The organism is Mesorhizobium sp. M0761 (genome assembly GCF_040320205.1).
Taxonomy (GTDB): Bacteria; Pseudomonadota; Alphaproteobacteria; order Rhizobiales; family Rhizobiaceae; genus Mesorhizobium.
Genome location: NZ_JAMYPF010000001.1, coordinates 18,070 through 34,672 on the forward strand (window position 1 = coordinate 18,070; position 16,603 = coordinate 34,672).

Genomic DNA, 16,603 nt, shown 5'->3' on the forward strand with positions numbered 1-16,603 from the left:
ACCGGCATCACCGAGGATCACGGGCGCGACCTTGTTCGCCTGATCGGCACCGGCCGCAATTCGCTGCTCCGTGAGGCGCGGCAGCTGCTCCGGCAGCGCCTGGCTAATTTAGACCAAAGGTGCTCAGAGCACGGCTATCCCGTCGCCTTATGCTGCCCGGCGGTCATCGCTTTGAGAGCCCGGACCACCTCTGCAGGTCCGGCGGGTTTCATCACTCTTACGCCAGACGAGAACGCTTCGGGGGTTTCCTCGAGCCCCAAGCCGGAATAGACGATGAAAGGAACCGCCCGCCCTGCCAAGGTTTTTGCCGCGTCAACAGCCTCGCCGTCCGACAGCCTGACGTCCAGGATCGCTGCGGCGGGGGTATGGTCCGCAAGAAAACGTTTCGCCTGGGAACATGTCGCCGCCAATGCCACGGCAAAGCCCGCCTCCGAAAGAGTGGACTCCATATCCAGTGCTATCAAGGCTTCGTCGTCGACGACAAGGACCAAGGGTTTGCCCATGCGCGGATGATCGCACGTTTGTAGATGGAAGACGAGTCGAGGCTACGACCCTTAGGGTCCGGTTCCCGTACGCAGCGGGTCGAGATCGCGAGCAATGGGAACCAACTGATCCAAGCCGCATTATATTTGGTTGGACTGGACAAGGTGTTTGGGATGCATGAAGCAACACAGGCGACTGTTGTCGCCTTCGAAAACCCGGGAGTGTCCAGCAATGACGGTCTGGATTTCGATTACAAGGATTTCTTCGAAAACGGCGCCGTTGCCCTGCATCTGGTGAACGCAGACGGCGTGATCGTGCATGCCAACCAGGCTGAGCTCGACCTTCTCGGCTATCCCGCAGAGGACTACCTCGGTTGCCACATCGCCGAGTTCTATCCCGACCGGGACGTCATAGAGGACATTTTGGGGCGCCTTGCCAATGGCGAGAAGATCGTAAGATATCCGGCGCGATTGAGGGCCAGCGATGGATCGATCAAGCACGTCGAAGTCACCTCAAGCGGACATTTCCGGGACGGCAAGCTGATCAACACCCGGTGCTTCACGGTCGATGTAACCGACTTGGTACACACCCGCTCGGAGCTCAGGCAGCATGACAGTACCTATCACCAGATACTCGACGGCCTACCCGTCGCCATTTACACGACCGATCAGGATGGGACGATCACCTACTACAACCGCGCCGCGGCCGATCTGGCAGGCAGGGAACCTGAAATCGGCAAGGATAAATGGTGCGTGACGTTCAAGCTGTTCACTGCCGACGGCAAGGAATTGCCGCACCATGAATGCCCGATGGCCATCGCGCTCAAGGAGAATAGGCCGGTCCGCAATCAGCAAGCTGTTGCGCAGCGTCCCGATGGATCGTTTTTTCCGTTCCTGCCCTACCCGACACCGCTGCGGGACGAGCACGGCGCTCTGATTGGCGCCGTCAACATGCTGCTGGACCTGACGGACCGCCAACGTGCCGAAGAAACCAGGCAGCACCTCTCAGCGATCGTGGAATCCTCATTTGACGCGATCGTCAGCAAGGATCTCAACACCATCATAAAAAGCTGGAACCAGGGCGCCGAACGGCTTTTCGGCTACACCGCCGAGGAAGCGATTGGCCGGTCGGTGACCATGCTGATCCCCGAAGACCATCAGGACGAGGAACCCCGCATCCTCCAACGCATTCGCCGTGGCGAACGCGTCGAACCATTCGAAACGACTCGCCAGCGCAAGGATGGCAGCCTGGTTCCGGTTTCGCTGACGATATCGCCCGTGCGTAACGCAACTGGGCAGATCACCGGCGCATCGAAGATAGCGCGAGACATCACGTCGACGAAGGAGAATGAATATCGCATCCGCATGCTGATGCGCGAGGTCAACCACCGGGTGAAAAACCAGTATTCGGTCATCCTGTCGATGATCCGGGAGACCAACAAGCGATCGGAGACGCCAAAACAATTTGAAACCCAGGTGCGCGAGCGCATCATGGCGTTGTCACGATCTCACGACCTGCTTGTATCGGCGGATTGGAAGGGTGCCACGATCAGCGACCTCTTGGCGGCCCAGGTCGAGCCTTTCCCGCGGGGGGATGTGATCGAAATGTCGGGCCCATCATTGGTGCTCAGTCCCAACGCAGTTCAGTATCTCGGGATTGCCTTCCACGAACTGGCGACCAACTCGGCCAAATACGGCGTGCTCTCAGGGGACAAGGGCCGGATTTCGGTCACATGGGGCATCACCGGTTCCGGTGCTTCGAGGCTCTTTCACCTCACCTGGGCCGAAACCGATGGTCCGCAGGTTCAGACTGTCGGACAAGGTGGCTTTGGAACCGTTGTGCTGAAGCGGGTTGCGCCCGCAGCGGTCAGTGGGCAGGGAATTCTCGAACACGGTCCGCATGGCATAACATGGAGCCTGGAAGCGCCTTTGGCTTCCGTGGCAGCTTCTGCCGTCCATGAAGCTTAGAAGCAGGAAGCAGCCCTGCAACGAGCATTTGTCAATTGGAAGCCCTTGATGCGGCCTTTGTCGGGCGAAAACCCCGTTGCCGCTAAAGATCGCCGGAGCCATTGCTAAAGTCGACAGAGCAAATCACCGGCAGAGGGCGCATTTCGTTCCACGGAACGGGACAGGACCGGCGTAGCCAGAGGCGAGGTAACTATGGACGTCGACGAGTTCCGTGCGACCCTTCAGGGTGTAGAGCCCCCGGCGAATCTTGGGATGGCGCTCCACGCTCTATGGTGGGATAGACAGGGCGATTGGGAGCGGGCGCATGAGTGTGTGCAGGCCAACGAATCTGATCCGGCCTCTGTATGGGTTCATGCCTATCTGCACCGCAAAGAAGGCGACCTTTCTAATGCAGCCTACTGGTACCGCCGCGCCGGGCAGCCTGTGGCAACTGGCAAGCTAGACGCAGAGTGGGAGTCGATTACAGAATCACTTCTTGCAGGATAGTGAGGGTCGCCCAAGGGGCAGCCTAGCGCCTCATCGCCCCGTAGAGGCGAAACTCACCTCCGCCCGATGGGATCGGCTGGGCCCAGGAGGTCCGAACGTTTCCGCATAAATTGATGCAGCGAGATTGTTCTCGCGATTCCGTAAGGTCTCTGTTTAATAAGCTATATCTAATATTGACTACTTTCTGTCGCTCAAAAGTCGCAGACTTCATTTTACTGATCACCGTTAGCTTCTTGGTAGCTCTCATGACTATAAACTTCTTGCGGGCGAATAGCTTTCATGCTGCCTTCGCGCACTCAGGAATCAGGGAGCTTAGGCATGGCGGAGCGGATTGCGCGTGATGGGTTTTGGGTTTTGCATCTCGCGCGCTTGCCGCAAGTCGTGTCGCTTCGCTCCAGCACTTCCGCCTTGACGATCCTAACTGTTGCCCTTGCGCTGAGCGCCGCGCCGGCTCGGGCCGATGGCGGCAATGGTAGCAGCGCAGGCGCTGGACAAGGTGGCGTTGACGGCGCGCTCGCGAGTGCCACGGGTCAGAATGCCGCCAATGGCGCGACCGCTGGTGGCGGTGGTGGCGGCATTGACCTCACGACGGGTGACGGGGCGCCAGGAGGATCGGGAGCGGTAAGTGGGACAGCCAACAACCCAAATGGCGTTGCCGGTGCCACTGGTGCTACGGGTCTGGTCATCTCGACAGACGGGACCATTGCAACCAGCATCAGCGGCGGGGCCGGCGCTTTGGGCTCCCCTGGCACGAATGGCGTCGTCAGGAGCGGCGGCGGTGGCGGTGGCGGTGTGGGCGTCAGTGCCACGGCCGACGTTACAGTCACTGGCACAGGATCGGTGAGTGGTGGCACTGGCGGCCGAGGTGGGACCAATGGCAACAGCGGCAGCGGTGGTGGCGGCGTCGGCATATTCTCGTCCGCAAGCGTGTTTGTAGAGGCGGGCGGCAGCGTTACCGGCGGCACGAGTCTCTCCACAATTGGGGTCCAAGCAGGTGGTGGCGGCGGCGCAGCTGCCATCGTCCTGATGGGCGGCGGGACAATCCAGAACAGCGGGAATCTGCTCGGGGGTGCCGGTGGAAGAACAGTTCTCGGCGGCGGTGGGGACGGTGGCGCCGCTGTTCTGCTGCTTTCAGGTGGAACCGTCATCAACAAGCTAGGTGCGACGATCGTTGGCGGCAGTGGCGGTCAGGGCTCCTTGGCAGGCGGCGATGGCGCCGCAGGGATCAAGGGCGCCAACATCGCGGTCATCAATGCGGGTACGATCAGCGGCGGTGCCGTCGGCACCGGTGGCGGAACGCCGGCAGCCGGCAAAGCCATCCAGTTCACCGGCGGCGTCAATTCGCTGGAGATTCAGGCCGGCTCCACCATCACAGGCAATGTGGTCGCTTTCAGCGCCGCGGATACATTCAAGCTGGGTGGCGATATCAGCGCCAGTTTCGGTGTGTCGCAGATCGGCGCTGGCGCCAAATATGACGGGTTTGGGTTCTACGAGAAAACCGGAAACAGCACCTGGACCCTAACGGGGACGACAACTGCCGTCACGCCTTGGACCTTGTCCGGCGGGACCCTGCAAATTTCGAGTGACAACAATCTGGGCGCCCTGTCGGGCGGCTTGACCTTCGACGGCGGCACGTTGCGCACGACCACCAGCTTCGCCACCAATCGCAATGTCCTGATCAATTCGACCGGCGGGTTCGACACGGTGGCAGGCACGCAGTTGGACGTGTCAGGCCAGGTGACCGGCACCGGCACACTGGTCAAGAGCGGCGCCGGCACCCTCAACGTCACCAATTTGTTCAACAGCTATACCGGTGGCAACATCGTCAATGCAGGAACGCTTGTCGGCAACACCGTGGCGATCCGTGGCGACATCCTGGACAACGGCGCTGTCTCGTTTCTCGACCTCGGCCCCCACACCTTCGGCGGAAATATCTCCGGCTCGGGCAGCGTCAACATCGAAGGCTTCGGCACGCTGACGCTGACCGGTGCCAACACCCACAGCGGCGGCACCAAGGTCGGGACCGGCAAAAGCATCTCGGTCGCGTCGGACCAGAATCTGGGTGCCGCTACGGGCCTGCTGACACTCGACGGCGGCGAACTCGGCACGACAGCAAGCTTCGCCATGAGCCGCGATGTCAAGCTCACTTCCGCCTATGGCTACTTCCGCGCGGCGGCGGGTACGACGCTGACCGCGAATGGCGAGCTGAGCGGCGTGGGCGGCGTCTACAAGGAGGGCGCCGGCACCCTGGTGCTCAACGGCGACAGCACCTATTCCGGCCGTACCACGGTCGACGGGGGCAAGCTCGTCGTCGAAGGTTCGCTTGGGAATACCGAAACGACGGTCAACAGCGGCGGCACGCTGGGCGGCTCCGGCTCGATAGGCGGCGCGGTGATCGTCGCCGATGGCGGCGTGCTGGCCCCCGGCTCCAGTCCGGGTACGCTTACGGTCGGATCGCTCAGCCTGAGCTCCGGTTCTATGCTCGACTACGAGCTCGGCCAGGCAGGAATTGTCGGCGGCGGTGTCAACGACCTGATCGAGGTGACCGGAGCGCTGACGCTGGACGGCAGCCTCAACATCACCGATGTAGGCGGCTTTGGCCCTGGCGTCTACCGGCTCATCAATTATGGCGGCGCCCTCACCGACAATGGTCTCGAACTCGGCAATCTGCCGGCCGGCGTCACGGCGGCCGATTTGACGGTGCAGACTTCTGTCGCCAACCAGGTCAATCTTATCAGCAGTGTCGGTAACGACCTGTTGTTCTGGGACGGTGACGCGGCCGGGAATGCCAACAACGAGCTGGTCGATGGCGGCAACGGCACGTGGACTGCGGCAAGCCCGACGTGGACGACGAGCACCGGCCTGGTGACCGGCGCGATGAAGCCGCAACCCGGTTTCGCCATCTTCCAGACGCTTGGCGGCACCGTCACCACCGACGACAGCGCCGGCGCGCTGGAGGTTACCGGCATGCAGTTCGCTGCCGATGGCTACGGCATCGAGGGCGACTCCGTCACGCTCGCCGGCGCCGGTGGCGAGAGCATCATCCGGGTCGGCGACGGCACGGTGGCCGGAGTGGGTTACACCGCCACCATCGCCTCCGTGCTAACCGGGACCAGCAGCCTGACCAAGACCGATGCGGGCACGCTGGTGCTGTCCGGCGCCAACACCTACACGGGCGGCACCACCGTCCTGGGCGGCGTGCTATCTGTTTCAGCCGACAACAATCTCGGCGTTGCCGCTGGCGGCCTGACGCTCTCCGGCGGGACGCTGCGCAACACAGCGGCGTTCAGCTCGGCGCGCGACGTCACGCTTTCGTCGGCCGGCGGCACCTTCGACACTGTGGCCGACCTGACCTTGTCCGGTGCGATCTCTGGCGCTGGCAGCCTTGCCAAGACCGGCGCCGGCACGCTGACGCTTACGGGAACGAACAGCTATGGCGGCAACACGTTGGTCAGCGCTGGCACGCTGGTCGGCGATGCAACCTCGATTCGTGGCGACATCGGCAATTCCGGCACTGTCGTGTTCGACCAGGCGGCGGACGCCAGCTTCGCCGGCGATATCTCCGGCACCGGCGCAATGATGAAGGATGGCGCCGGCGTGCTGACGCTGTCAGGCACGTCGCTGCTGGACTGGACCGTCAATCAAGGCGGCCTCGTCTCGGCAGCCGAGCGCTTAGGTGGCGATGTCGCGATCGGCGCCGGCGCCTCCTTCACATTCGACCAAGTCGCCTCCGCCAGCTATGCCGGCGTGCTCTCGGGCGCCGGTACGTTCATCAAGGACGGCCAAGGCACGCTGCTGCTTGCGTTGGACAACTCAGGCTTTACCGGCGCCACTACGGTCAGCGGCGGCACGCTTGCCGCGGGCGCTGCGAACGCGTTCAGTTCCTCCTCGCAGTTTTCCGTCGCCTCGGGCGCCACGCTCGATCTTGCCGGCACGTCCCAGACGATTGCGGGGCTGAGCAACGCCGGAACGGTGCGCATCGCGGGTGGCGTCCCAGGCGACACACTTACCGTAAGCGGCGACTATGTCGGCAATAGCGGCGCCGTCGTTCTCAACGCTGCGCTCGGTGGTGACGGTTCGCCGACAGACATGCTGGTGATCGCCGGCAACACGTCAGGGACGGGTACCCTTCAGGTCGTCAATTTCGGCGGGTCGGGCGCCCCAACGGTCGGAGGCATCAAGATCGTCGACGTCGGCGGCGTCTCGAACGGCAGCTTCTCGCTCGACGGCAATTATACCTTCGAAGGCGATGCAGCGGTCGTCGCGGGCGCCTACGCATACAGGCTCTACAAGAACGGCGTCAGCACACCGGCCGATGGCGATTGGTATCTGCGCTCGGCCCTGGTCAACGGCGATCTCGATCCGCAGCCACTCTATTCGCCCGGCGTGCCGCTGTACGAGGCCTATGAAGGGGTGCTGCAGGCCTTCAATGAACTGGGCACCATGCAGCAACGCATCGGCAATCGGTCGTGGGGCGAGGGTGCTACGCCGCAAGGTGCGGAGCTGCCAGGCCAGGGCTCGGTCGACGGCAAGGCGATATGGGCGCGCATCGAAGCTGCCCATGCCGAGATCAAGCCGGAGACGTCGACCTCCGGCACGAACTATGACGTGACCACCTGGAAGCTGCAGGCCGGCGTCGATGGCCTGCTGCACGAAAGCGACGCCGGTACCCTGATCGGAGGGATTACGGCCCACTACGGAACCGCGTCGTCGGACGTCTCCTCGATCTTCGGGGCAGGGTCGATCGCTGCCACCGGCTACGGCGTCGGCAGCACGCTCACCTGGTTCGGCAGCGGTGGCTTCTACGTCGACGCGCAGGCCGAGGCGACATGGTATGACAGTGACATCCGGTCGGCCACGCTGGGCACCACGCTTGCGGACGGCAACAACGGTTTCGGCTACGGGCTGAGCGTGGAGACCGGACAGAAGATCGCCCTCAAAGGCAACTGGTCGCTGACGCCGCAGGCCCAGCTTGCCTATTCCTCGGTCGACTTCGACGCGTTCACCGACCCGTTTGGCGCCGTCGTGTCGCCCGGCAGCAGCAACAGTCTCGTCGGCCGCCTCGGCCTCTCCGCGGACTATGAAGACCAGTGGGTGGACGATGCGGGGCAAGTCAGCCGCACGCACATTTACGGGCTCGGCAACCTTTACTACGACTTCCTCGACGGAAATGATGTCGATGTGTCTGGCACGAAACTGGTCAGCGAAAATCAGGCGCTGTGGGGCGGTGTCGGCCTTGGTGGCTCGCTGAGCTGGGCGGACGGTCGCTACGCCGTCTTCGGAGAAGGGACAGCGCGGACAAGCCTCAAGGATTTTGGCGATAGCCACGCCCTGGGCGCCAAGCTCGGGTTCGCTGTGAAATGGTAGCGGCGATCGAGATGGACATGTCGACCTTGGCTTGAGGGTCGGGTCCGGCAAGGCTGCCGAGGTCTATGGAATCCGGACTTGCGGTCATCCGGCTCGTCGGCCCTGGACGTTTCCTTACCGGCTGCCGGCATCAAATACCAGGCTCGCATCCGAAGCACCCTGGCGCTCGATCACAGGGATGCCAGCGCGCTGGACATGCGCTCCAGCCCTTGCCGCAACAGAGGACGCGGGCAGCCGACATTCAGGCGGATGAAGCCTTCGCCGCCAGGCCCATAGACGCGGCCGTCGTAGAGATTAACCCCGGCCCGAACTGCTGCTGCGGGTAGCCGGTTGATGAACTTGCCAGCCGAAAGCGTTTGCGCAAGGCAAAACAGCCGGTCGGCCCCGCGCCTCTTTCCCCTACGCAAGAGGTGCGGGCGATGTCGCGGGCTTCAGTCCTTGTGCGGGACGATATAGCGACGGCTCACCGAATCCGCCCCTGTGCCCCGCGTGACGACAATGGTCCTGTATCCCGCGGGAACGGAACCTGTAGCCATCGGATCGATTAAACGGCATCGACCGACAATCTCTCCGTTGGGCGCGTCCGCGAGCCTCCTCGCTAGCGTCAACTGGCATGTGTCAAGGGATCCGAAAACGGCCGGTGATGTACCGAGTGGTTCGCAGACTCCCTGGCCGGGGCTGCAAGAAAGCAAAACTAGCACAGCAGCCGTTACCGGATCCATTTTTGAAGCTCCCTCCGCGAATGAGCCTCAACGCGCTATGTCGCAGTTTGTTTCATTAAGCCCGGTTGTGCCGAGCCCGGCCAGCAGGGGCAGGAAGCCATGCCCACTATATCGCGCTGCCGGAATCGCCAGACGCCGGCAGCAACCAGCGAGATGACAAGGCGCGGATGTAGAGCGGGACGAAGCTTATATCAGTGGTGGGTCTTTCGATCCGCCAGCGTAAGCGCTTCGTCTATTTGTTGGCGCAGGCGGGTGAGGTCGTCCAACCGAAAATCAAGCGGCAGTTCCGCTCCACTCTCCAATCGGAGAAAGATGGCTACAGTGCCGTCCTCTTTCATGGCCAGTTGAGTGCTCGTTATAGAAATGCCCTGCAGTTTTGGTGTCATTTCGGCAGGAAGAGTGGCGACGAGCTTTCCCATCTCGACCGAGAGGGCAGCAATTGCCAAAGGAACACATTGTGCGGAGAAATCGAGTTGGAATCTCTTTGTGTCGATTGATCCAAATGTGACCGACACCGTGCCTAAGGCGGCGTCGATCCCAGATGCTAAAACTACATCCAGAACCGGAGCCTTCATAACCGTGTCCGCCATGGCGTTCCCCCGCTTTGTTGAATCGCAGCAAATCATCATCCCTGCGCCGGCACAAGGACACGCCCAACGCTCCCCGCCAACCATGGGATCTACGCCTTGTCGACAAGTCGCGTCTTCCGCTTCGGCGCTACGTAGCTCTCCACTAAGCGAGCGTGGAAATTCGAACTCGGCGCAATGATAACCCACAAAGACCAAATCTTGCCGTCTATGGTTATGGGAGGGGTTAGGACCAGCAAGGTCCGCGGGATTTGCGGCGTGCGATCCTTCATGAACGTGGATCCCAATCGGGATAGATCTTGGCGGACAGCCTAAAGCCGATTGATGACGAGGCATGGGCGCATTGCATTCTGACTCCGGAGATGGTTGCGAAGCTCTCCGCCTAACCGCTCCGCATCGCAAACGACAGAACCCCGCCAAGTGTGGGGTTTTGTTGTGGCAGGCGGGCGGAACCGGAACGCTCTTAAACCGTTTAAAGCCCATAAGGGACGGCAACGGAAAGATAGAAGATCATGAATAAGATTGTATCGGGTATGCTGGCGGCCACGCTGTCAGTTTCGTTCGCGGCCACCGCCGCTGTGCCTGCAGGTGCAGCGCAAATGTTCACGCCGCAGGCGCCTTCGGCGTCGTCCGATGTGCAGGCGGTGGACTACAAGCCGTGGATGAAGCATCGCGGCGATCGCAATTTCTCGCGCTACAACAATGACGGCCCCTACTGGAACGGCCATCGCGGCTCGCGCCATTACCGACACGGCTATCGCCGCCACGGCGATTTCTGGTTCCCCGCCGGAGCATTCATTGCCGGCGCCCTGATTACCGGCGCGCTCAACAACAACCATCGCGTCTACCGGGGTGGCGATTCGCATGTGCAGTGGTGCTACGATCATTACCGTAGCTACCGCGCCTCGGACAACACCTACCAGCCGAACTACGGCCCTCGTCGGGAGTGCAATTCTCCCTACTGAGATTTTTGACCGAAATGAGAACCCCGCTTCGGCGGGGTTTTTCTTTGTGTGAGGCGTGACGGCGATTAGGGTTACGAGACCCGACATCGCTGTGAGGGACAAACAAATGCTCCGCCGCCACGAGACTCAAGATATCCGGCTGGGCAAGGTTCCGAAGAGTTGCTACCGTCGAGTTTCCTCGGTTATGGCAGATCGATAAATAGTCAAAGAATACAATAAAATCAACGGCGATGGCGGAGAGAGCGTCCGTCCGCCGCACTCACGACAGGTTCCGCCGAGTTCCGAAAACACAACAAATACAACGGAAAAACAGCTAAAATCGATCCGAAGAGTTCTGCCCAATTCCGGCTAAATCCAATGCTTGTTTGTGGGTTGGATTGTAGGTACATTTTGCCCATCGCAAAATAAGAGCATTGGGCGGGCTTATGGCTAGGTCGATCAACAAATTAAGCGCCGTCGAGGTGGCAAAGAAATCAAAGCCGGGCACCTACGGTGACGGCGGCGGCCTTTATCTGCAAGTGGCAAAGAGCACCGCGAAGGGTGCGCAGGAGGGCGACGTCACCAAGTCCTGGCTCTTTCGCTTCATGCTCGCCGGCAAGGCCAGGTACATGGGCTTAGGTGACGTTAACACCCGTTCCCTGAAAGACGCCCGCGATAAGGCGAGGGAAGCACGCCAGAAGATCACCGATGGCATAGACCCAATCGAGGAGCGGAAGGAGAGGAAGGCCACTCTTCGCGCCGACGACGCAAAGCGGATCACGTTCAAGCAGGCGTCCGAGCGCTATATTGCCGCCCATAAGGCGGGCTGGAAGAACGCAAAGCACGCCGAGCAGTGGACGAATACGCTGGAAACGTACGCTTGGCCGTTCATTGGGGATTTGCCGGTGGGCAAGGTCGAGACCGCCCACGTCCATCAGATACTGGACCCAATCTGGAACACAAAGACCGAGACTGCTTCGCGTGTCCGAGGCCGGGTCGAGTCGGTGCTTGATTGGGCGACCGTGAGAGGTTTCCGTCCAAAGGAAGACAACCCGGCCCGGTGGCGTGGCCACCTCGATAAGGCGCTGCCCGCGCGGTCGAAGGTCGCTAAGGTTCAACATCATGAGGCTTTGGCTTACGCTGACCTTCCCGCGTTCATGACGCGGCTTCGGGCGATGGATAGCATTTCGGCTCGAGCGCTTGAGTTCACCATCCTGAATGCAGTGCGGACCGGCGAGGCCATTGGCGCGATGGAGGGCGAGATCGACTTTGCGAACAAGCTCTGGACCATTCCCGCCGAGCGCATGAAGTCGGGCCGACCTCATCGAGTGCCGCTCTCAGAGCGGGCGATCGAGATCTTGAAAAGCGTCCCGCGCGAGGCCGACAGCCCCTACATCTTCCCCGGCGCCCGCAAGGGCAAACCGCTCAGCAATATGGCGATGCTGGAACTGCTCCGGGGCATGGAAGGGATGGAGGGCCTGACCGTCCATGGCTTCCGCTCAACGTTCCGCGATTGGGCAGCCGAGCGCTCTAATTTCCCGCGTGAGATCGCGGAGGCGGCGCTGGCGCACGTCCTCTCAGACAAGACGGAGGCGGCATACCAGCGCGGCGACATGTTGGAGAAGCGCCGGCGGCTAATGACTGCTTGGGCAGGATATTGCAGTACCGCGCCAAAGGTTCGAGTCAGCGCATGAGTTCGCGATAGTTGATGCGCGAGGTTGCGACTCGTTCGGTCGCAGTGGTCGGATCGCTCAACACACGTTCGATCCAGGCTCGCTGGTCTTTATCGACCGTAACGACCTTCAGCATTGCAGTGGCATCATTTTTGAACAACGCCTCGCGCATCAAGCTGGGGTGATGCTGTTGGTACTCCTTCAGCACATCGATCATTGAGCGGGCGTGAGGCACGAGGAACATGAGCCGAACTATGTCGGTCCCTGCCTCTTTGGCATCCAATGCCAATGTTAAGAGGGCCAAGTGGGAAGCGGTCTCTAAGTGAGAATAGCCGCTTTCCAAACTGAGAAGTGCTATGCCCATGCCATATCGAGTTAGGTCGTAAGCAAGATACTCTGCGAACGCCTCGACTTTTGCCAGATCGTCCGGGGTGGATTTGAGTCCAGTTTCACCCATCTCATTCTCCCGCCGTCACGTGAATACTCGTCTTATATGACGTGGTTTCATAGAGTGCCAGATGTTGCTCTGACTAAATGGATGTCAGGGAACGGGTCGGCTGGAATGTCCGACGTTTGCGGGTCGAGAAGGGTATGTCGCAAGACCACCTTGCGTATGCCGCTGAGATCGAGCGCGCCTATGTAGGCTACCTAGAACGCGGCAAGCGCAACGCGACAGTCACCACTCTTGAAAAGGTGGCGAAGGTTCTTGGGTCGGATATCTCCGAGCTTTTCGCGATCCCGCCGAAAGACGCCGCACCGATTGCCCCGCTAAACGCTGGTAGGCGAAGAGTCTGAAAGCCGTTACGTCACCATTAGGCTTCTAAGCTGGCGATATCCAGGAGAAGTGGCAACCCGGCCGCGCGGGTAAACTTCGCCGCTAATCCCAACAGGCTTGCTCGTGAAACCAATATGTTCTACCCCGCCTAGACGGAAACCAAAACCGTTGAGTGGGCGCCTGAAGGTAGGGGCGTTGCAGTGGGTTCGATCCCCGCCGCCCACACCTTTGTGAGCCCTCAGATGCAATATTCTTGGATCGTTTTGGCTTGGGTGGGACCGGATCTCGAAGACCGATTGCTCAAGAGCGATTTGGCTTCTGTCGAGCCAAATCCGGGCTTTTTGAAACCTCTCGGAATTGTGTCTGAACGGGCGTACCGGCCATGGGTGATCAAACCATATATTGAAGTCTGGCAAGAAATTAGCCGCAAGATAAATCGGGAAACCGACGGCAAGGTTTTTGGACGAAGTTCCCAGTTCACGATACAAGATTCAACCGGTTCAAAGCCTAGGCACTACAATTTCAATTTGCGTTTTTATCGACCTGGCACGCTATGCGTGGAAGTACATCTGGTTGAAGATATTGGACAATCAACAGAAGATTTTTTCAGTGATCGGGACCTTGCTAACCATCCGTTCGTACCAACAGTGGTCGACTGTTTAATTGGGATTATCAGCACAGGTCAATTGAGCGGCTATCCGACGTCCAACTCCTATTCGGCAAAACCTGCAATGTTAATGCCTGCACCCGTAGGGGAGAACGATTTTGAGACCTGGAGGGACAGTTCCAAGGACGAAATTGTGGGGCTTCTGATAAACAACAAACACTTCGATCACGCGAGCGATTATTTAGTACAGAAAATATTCGATAAAAATAAGGAAATGGACGTAAAATATGCAAGATCGGTTCTTTCCTTAATAAGCAAGCAGGGCGTGATAACGACATATCCGGCCCAAGGAGGCGATCTAGCACGTGATATCAAACGAGAACATGTTCGCAGATTTCGTTTTCTCGAGTACGCTCTTGCGCTTCAAAAATTCATAGAGAAGTATCGAGATATACGTACAGACAATCGGGAAAGAGCTGAGTTTTTGCTTTTCTTGTGCACGCCATTTCTAAGTGAAAAGGCAAACCTCCCGAAAACCGTTACTGGAACCAACACATGGCGGATACTGGCCGAAGAGTTTTCTTTGGAGAGATCGGTTGGCGCGCTAGAGAAGACGCATACTTCAGAAAGCGAGGCTAAGGAGGAGTACTATATTGCTATTAAAGGTGGTGGATATGACGCGCTGAATTATATGGAAAACGTTTACAACGTTACGAGACCAAGTAGAAATTGGCTGGCGCGGGATTTCAGGTCAAGTAAGATCGTGCCTTGGGTTATAACCACTTTAGTCGCAATATTAATAGGATTATTAAAGTATTTCTTCTAGTCTATATGCCAAGACAACAAGTTTTGCCGACCCGGCCAAATGACAGACTTTCGCGTAAAATTTGCGAGGGACGTGGCTGGGGGGATGACGGGGGGTGGCATCAGCGAAAGCCCCTCTGCGTCCATTGAGAATAAGGGGGGTGGGGTCCTCAAAAGCCATATCGATGTGCGCCCCGCACATGGCCCACAACGCGCGGCGGGCACGGCCCGGCATCCCATGCCCCGATTGCGTTGAACCCGCGTACACGGCCCACCCACGGCCACGGCGTTCATGGCCACCCCATCCACCATCCGCCGTGATCGCAACACACCACGTTAAGCCATGTCCCAGGCCTCCGATCGTGTTCAAAAAACCCCTCCGAAACGCCCGCGCCGAAAGGGCGGAAATCCGGGCTTTTGAGCCCGTCATTTTTGCGTTCAAAAACCATTTGTTTTTTGCACATCGCGCTTGACTGCCACGCATAGTAGAGCGACATTTTGCGAGTAAATTCAGTCGCTTAATGCGGAGTAGCCGCACCATTGAAGGAGATACAACTATGCAAGTCACGCGCACGTTTTCACATCGCGAGTTCGGCCATTTGGGCGAGGCAACTTTGGCCGTCGAAAAGGGCAAATGGACGTTGGACGGCCAAGCCCTTCCTGACGCCTCAGTCGAGTACCTCATGGGTTTCGCCCTCCAATCTCTGCAGGATGCATACGCGGGGGCGAAGAGCCAGGAGGCGGCCAGCGCCGCTTTCGACACTAAACGCAAACGGCTGATCGAGGGTGCCATTGGGCGAACGGCTGGCCCGGCCGAAGAGCCGCACGTTCGGTTTATCCGCCAGATGGTCCGCAATGCGCTCAGCCCCGAGAGTAAGGCCCGATATGAGCAGACCGAAGCGAAGGACCGGAACAAGTTCCTCATGGGGCTTTTCACCGGGCTCCCCGCCACGAAACGCGACCGTCTCGACGCTCAAGCCCGGACTGCTCATGAGGCATCGCTCGCCGCGAAGGCCGCGACTGAGTTTGAACTGACCATCTAACGACACATAGCCGATGTTCTGCTGGGCGGCTCGCGAAAGCGGGCCGTCTAGTCGAATGCTAGGCCCACACATCATGGAAAGGGCGAACGCCATGCGCGCCGCACTCTACCTCCGCGTATCCACCGACCAGCAAACCACCGACCGACAAGAGCGCGAATTGCGGGAAGTCGCGGGCCGTACGGGGTGGGAAATTGTCCAAGTCTACCGCGATCACGGCGTTAGCGGCGCAAGCGCCAAAAAACGCCCCGCCTTTGAAGCCCTCTGCAAAGACGCTGCCCGCCGCCGCTTCGATGTCGTGATGGCGTGGAGCGTCGACCGGTTGGGCCGCTCTCTTCAGGGCCTCGTCGCGTTCCTCTCCGACCTCCATGCCTTGCGCGTTGACCTTTTCCTACACCAACAAGGCATCGACACGACCACCCCAGCGGGCAAGGCAATGTTTCAGATGATGGGCGTGTTCGCTGAGTTCGAGCGCGCGATGATAAGTGAACGAGTCAAATCGGGACTCAACTCGGCGCGGGCGAAAGGTAAGACGCTGGGCCGTCCTCGCGTGGCTAAGGCGACGGAGGAGGCGATTGCCCGCGACTCTGGTAGCGTTCGCGCTCTTGCCGCCAAGCATGGCGTGAGTGTGGGCACGGTTCAGCGGATTAAGCACCAAACAGCGGGATGAAGGGGTTTAGATCACGCTGGGATGCTATGGCTCCAAAACTGGGGATCGGACCAGCATTATTTTAAAATGCTGTGTTGGCAGACTTGCGCTCAATGTTGCAGTCAGCAATGTTGCGACCGGGTAGGAATAATAAACGGGGGGAACTATGAGAAGATTTGCTTTAGTTATTTTGGCGGTTCTGGCGGGATGCGCTACGCCTCCTGATAAGATTGCAGGGGTTCCGAATGCAGGCCCATGCACGCCGGCCGACAAGGAGCGTCTTGCCGTTCTTACAAACCAGCAAAACAAGGCAGCCACAGGCGATGCACTGGGTGTTTTCCTCATAGGGGTGCCGGTTTCGTCAATGTCTGGCGGAGATCACGAAACTGAAATCGCTGTTCTCAAAGGGCGCTGCGGCCCGCCCAAAACCTGAGAAGTGTTCATTGCCAGAAATGACTGTCGCCGCCTAGAGGGTGGGAGGAGTGGCTATGCCAACTGA

12 protein-coding genes are annotated in these 16,603 nt (G+C 59.6%); 9 read left to right on the top strand and 3 right to left on the bottom strand.

All coding sequences use genetic code 11. The features are described 5' to 3' along the window. Nucleotides 1-134: 134 nt before the first annotated feature. Nucleotides 135-503: a response regulator gene (locus NKI32_RS00105; RefSeq protein ID WP_023747091.1), complete on the bottom strand. Its 369-nt coding sequence runs from the start codon at nucleotides 501-503 to the stop codon at nucleotides 135-137. Between the two features lie 153 nt (nucleotides 504-656). On the opposite strand from NKI32_RS00105, the gene NKI32_RS00110 reads away from it, so the two are divergent. Both NKI32_RS00110 and NKI32_RS00115 read left to right on the top strand, forming a co-directional pair. Further along, nucleotides 657-2,450 (top strand): PAS domain S-box protein, encoded by a 1,794-nt coding sequence (locus NKI32_RS00110; RefSeq protein WP_353001451.1) that lies wholly within the window; start codon nucleotides 657-659, stop codon nucleotides 2,448-2,450. An 894-nt stretch (nucleotides 2,451-3,344) separates the two neighbouring features. Then, nucleotides 3,345-8,303, top strand: a complete 4,959-nt coding sequence (locus NKI32_RS00115; RefSeq protein WP_353001453.1) for an autotransporter outer membrane beta-barrel domain-containing protein — start codon at nucleotides 3,345-3,347, stop codon at nucleotides 8,301-8,303. 913 nt (nucleotides 8,304-9,216) lie between these two features. On the opposite strand, the gene NKI32_RS00120 is transcribed toward NKI32_RS00115, so the two are convergent. Further along, the gene (locus tag NKI32_RS00120; protein ID WP_023683172.1) at nucleotides 9,217-9,615 is read right to left on the bottom strand and encodes a hypothetical protein; all 399 of its coding nucleotides are present in this window, start codon (nucleotides 9,613-9,615) and stop codon (nucleotides 9,217-9,219) included. Nucleotides 9,616-10,124: 509 nt separating this feature from the next. On the opposite strand from NKI32_RS00120, the gene NKI32_RS00125 reads away from it, so the two are divergent. Both NKI32_RS00125 and NKI32_RS00130 read left to right on the top strand, forming a co-directional pair. Further along, nucleotides 10,125-10,577, top strand: coding sequence for a BA14K family protein (locus NKI32_RS00125; protein WP_023683173.1), 453 nt, complete (start codon nucleotides 10,125-10,127; stop codon nucleotides 10,575-10,577). Between the two features lie 425 nt (nucleotides 10,578-11,002). Further along, nucleotides 11,003-12,250: a tyrosine-type recombinase/integrase gene (locus NKI32_RS00130; RefSeq protein ID WP_353001455.1), complete on the top strand. Its 1,248-nt coding sequence runs from the start codon at nucleotides 11,003-11,005 to the stop codon at nucleotides 12,248-12,250. On the opposite strand, the gene NKI32_RS00135 is transcribed toward NKI32_RS00130, so the two are convergent. Then, nucleotides 12,240-12,686 (bottom strand): hypothetical protein, encoded by a 447-nt coding sequence (locus NKI32_RS00135; protein ID WP_353001456.1) that lies wholly within the window; start codon nucleotides 12,684-12,686, stop codon nucleotides 12,240-12,242. The genes NKI32_RS00130 and NKI32_RS00135 overlap by 11 nt on opposite strands. Before the next feature lie 77 nt (nucleotides 12,687-12,763). Between NKI32_RS00135 and NKI32_RS00140 the strand changes: the two genes are divergently transcribed. The 5 genes from NKI32_RS00140 to NKI32_RS00160 all read left to right on the top strand — a co-directional run bounded on the left by NKI32_RS00140 (nucleotide 12,764) and on the right by NKI32_RS00160 (nucleotide 16,537). Beyond that, entirely contained in the window at nucleotides 12,764-13,024 is a 261-nt protein-coding gene (locus NKI32_RS00140; protein ID WP_353001457.1) for a helix-turn-helix domain-containing protein, read from the top strand. Nucleotides 13,025-13,204: 180 nt separating this feature from the next. Further along, nucleotides 13,205-14,437, top strand: a complete 1,233-nt coding sequence (locus NKI32_RS00145) for a hypothetical protein (RefSeq protein WP_353001458.1) — start codon at nucleotides 13,205-13,207, stop codon at nucleotides 14,435-14,437. Between the two features lie 535 nt (nucleotides 14,438-14,972). Beyond that, nucleotides 14,973-15,458 (top strand): hypothetical protein, encoded by a 486-nt coding sequence (locus NKI32_RS00150; protein WP_353001459.1) that lies wholly within the window; start codon nucleotides 14,973-14,975, stop codon nucleotides 15,456-15,458. A 91-nt stretch (nucleotides 15,459-15,549) separates the two neighbouring features. Then, nucleotides 15,550-16,125 carry a recombinase family protein gene (locus NKI32_RS00155; RefSeq protein ID WP_353001460.1) on the top strand — a complete coding sequence of 192 codons (576 nt, stop codon included), beginning with the start codon at nucleotides 15,550-15,552 and terminating at the stop codon, nucleotides 16,123-16,125. A 145-nt stretch (nucleotides 16,126-16,270) separates the two neighbouring features. Then, nucleotides 16,271-16,537, top strand: a complete 267-nt coding sequence (locus NKI32_RS00160) for a hypothetical protein (protein WP_353001461.1) — start codon at nucleotides 16,271-16,273, stop codon at nucleotides 16,535-16,537. The last annotated feature ends 66 nt before the right edge of the window (nucleotides 16,538-16,603 follow it).

What these genes read in the sequence shown, in the direction of transcription:
- NKI32_RS00160 (WP_353001461.1), top strand. Translation starts at nt 16,271, where the DNA reads ATGAGAAGATTTGCTTTAGTTATTTTGGCGGTTCTGGCGGGATGCGCT.
- NKI32_RS00110 (WP_353001451.1), top strand. Translation starts at nt 657, where the DNA reads ATGCATGAAGCAACACAGGCGACTGTTGTCGCCTTCGAAAACCCGGGA.
- NKI32_RS00125 (WP_023683173.1), top strand. Translation starts at nt 10,125, where the DNA reads ATGAATAAGATTGTATCGGGTATGCTGGCGGCCACGCTGTCAGTTTCG.
- NKI32_RS00105 (WP_023747091.1), bottom strand. Translation starts at nt 503, where the DNA reads ATGGGCAAACCCTTGGTCCTTGTCGTCGACGACGAAGCCTTGATAGCA.
- NKI32_RS00120 (WP_023683172.1), bottom strand. Translation starts at nt 9,615, where the DNA reads ATGGCGGACACGGTTATGAAGGCTCCGGTTCTGGATGTAGTTTTAGCA.
- NKI32_RS00140 (WP_353001457.1), top strand. Translation starts at nt 12,764, where the DNA reads ATGGATGTCAGGGAACGGGTCGGCTGGAATGTCCGACGTTTGCGGGTC.
- NKI32_RS00130 (WP_353001455.1), top strand. Translation starts at nt 11,003, where the DNA reads ATGGCTAGGTCGATCAACAAATTAAGCGCCGTCGAGGTGGCAAAGAAA.
- NKI32_RS00150 (WP_353001459.1), top strand. Translation starts at nt 14,973, where the DNA reads ATGCAAGTCACGCGCACGTTTTCACATCGCGAGTTCGGCCATTTGGGC.
- NKI32_RS00155 (WP_353001460.1), top strand. Translation starts at nt 15,550, where the DNA reads ATGCGCGCCGCACTCTACCTCCGCGTATCCACCGACCAGCAAACCACC.
- NKI32_RS00135 (WP_353001456.1), bottom strand. Translation starts at nt 12,686, where the DNA reads ATGGGTGAAACTGGACTCAAATCCACCCCGGACGATCTGGCAAAAGTC.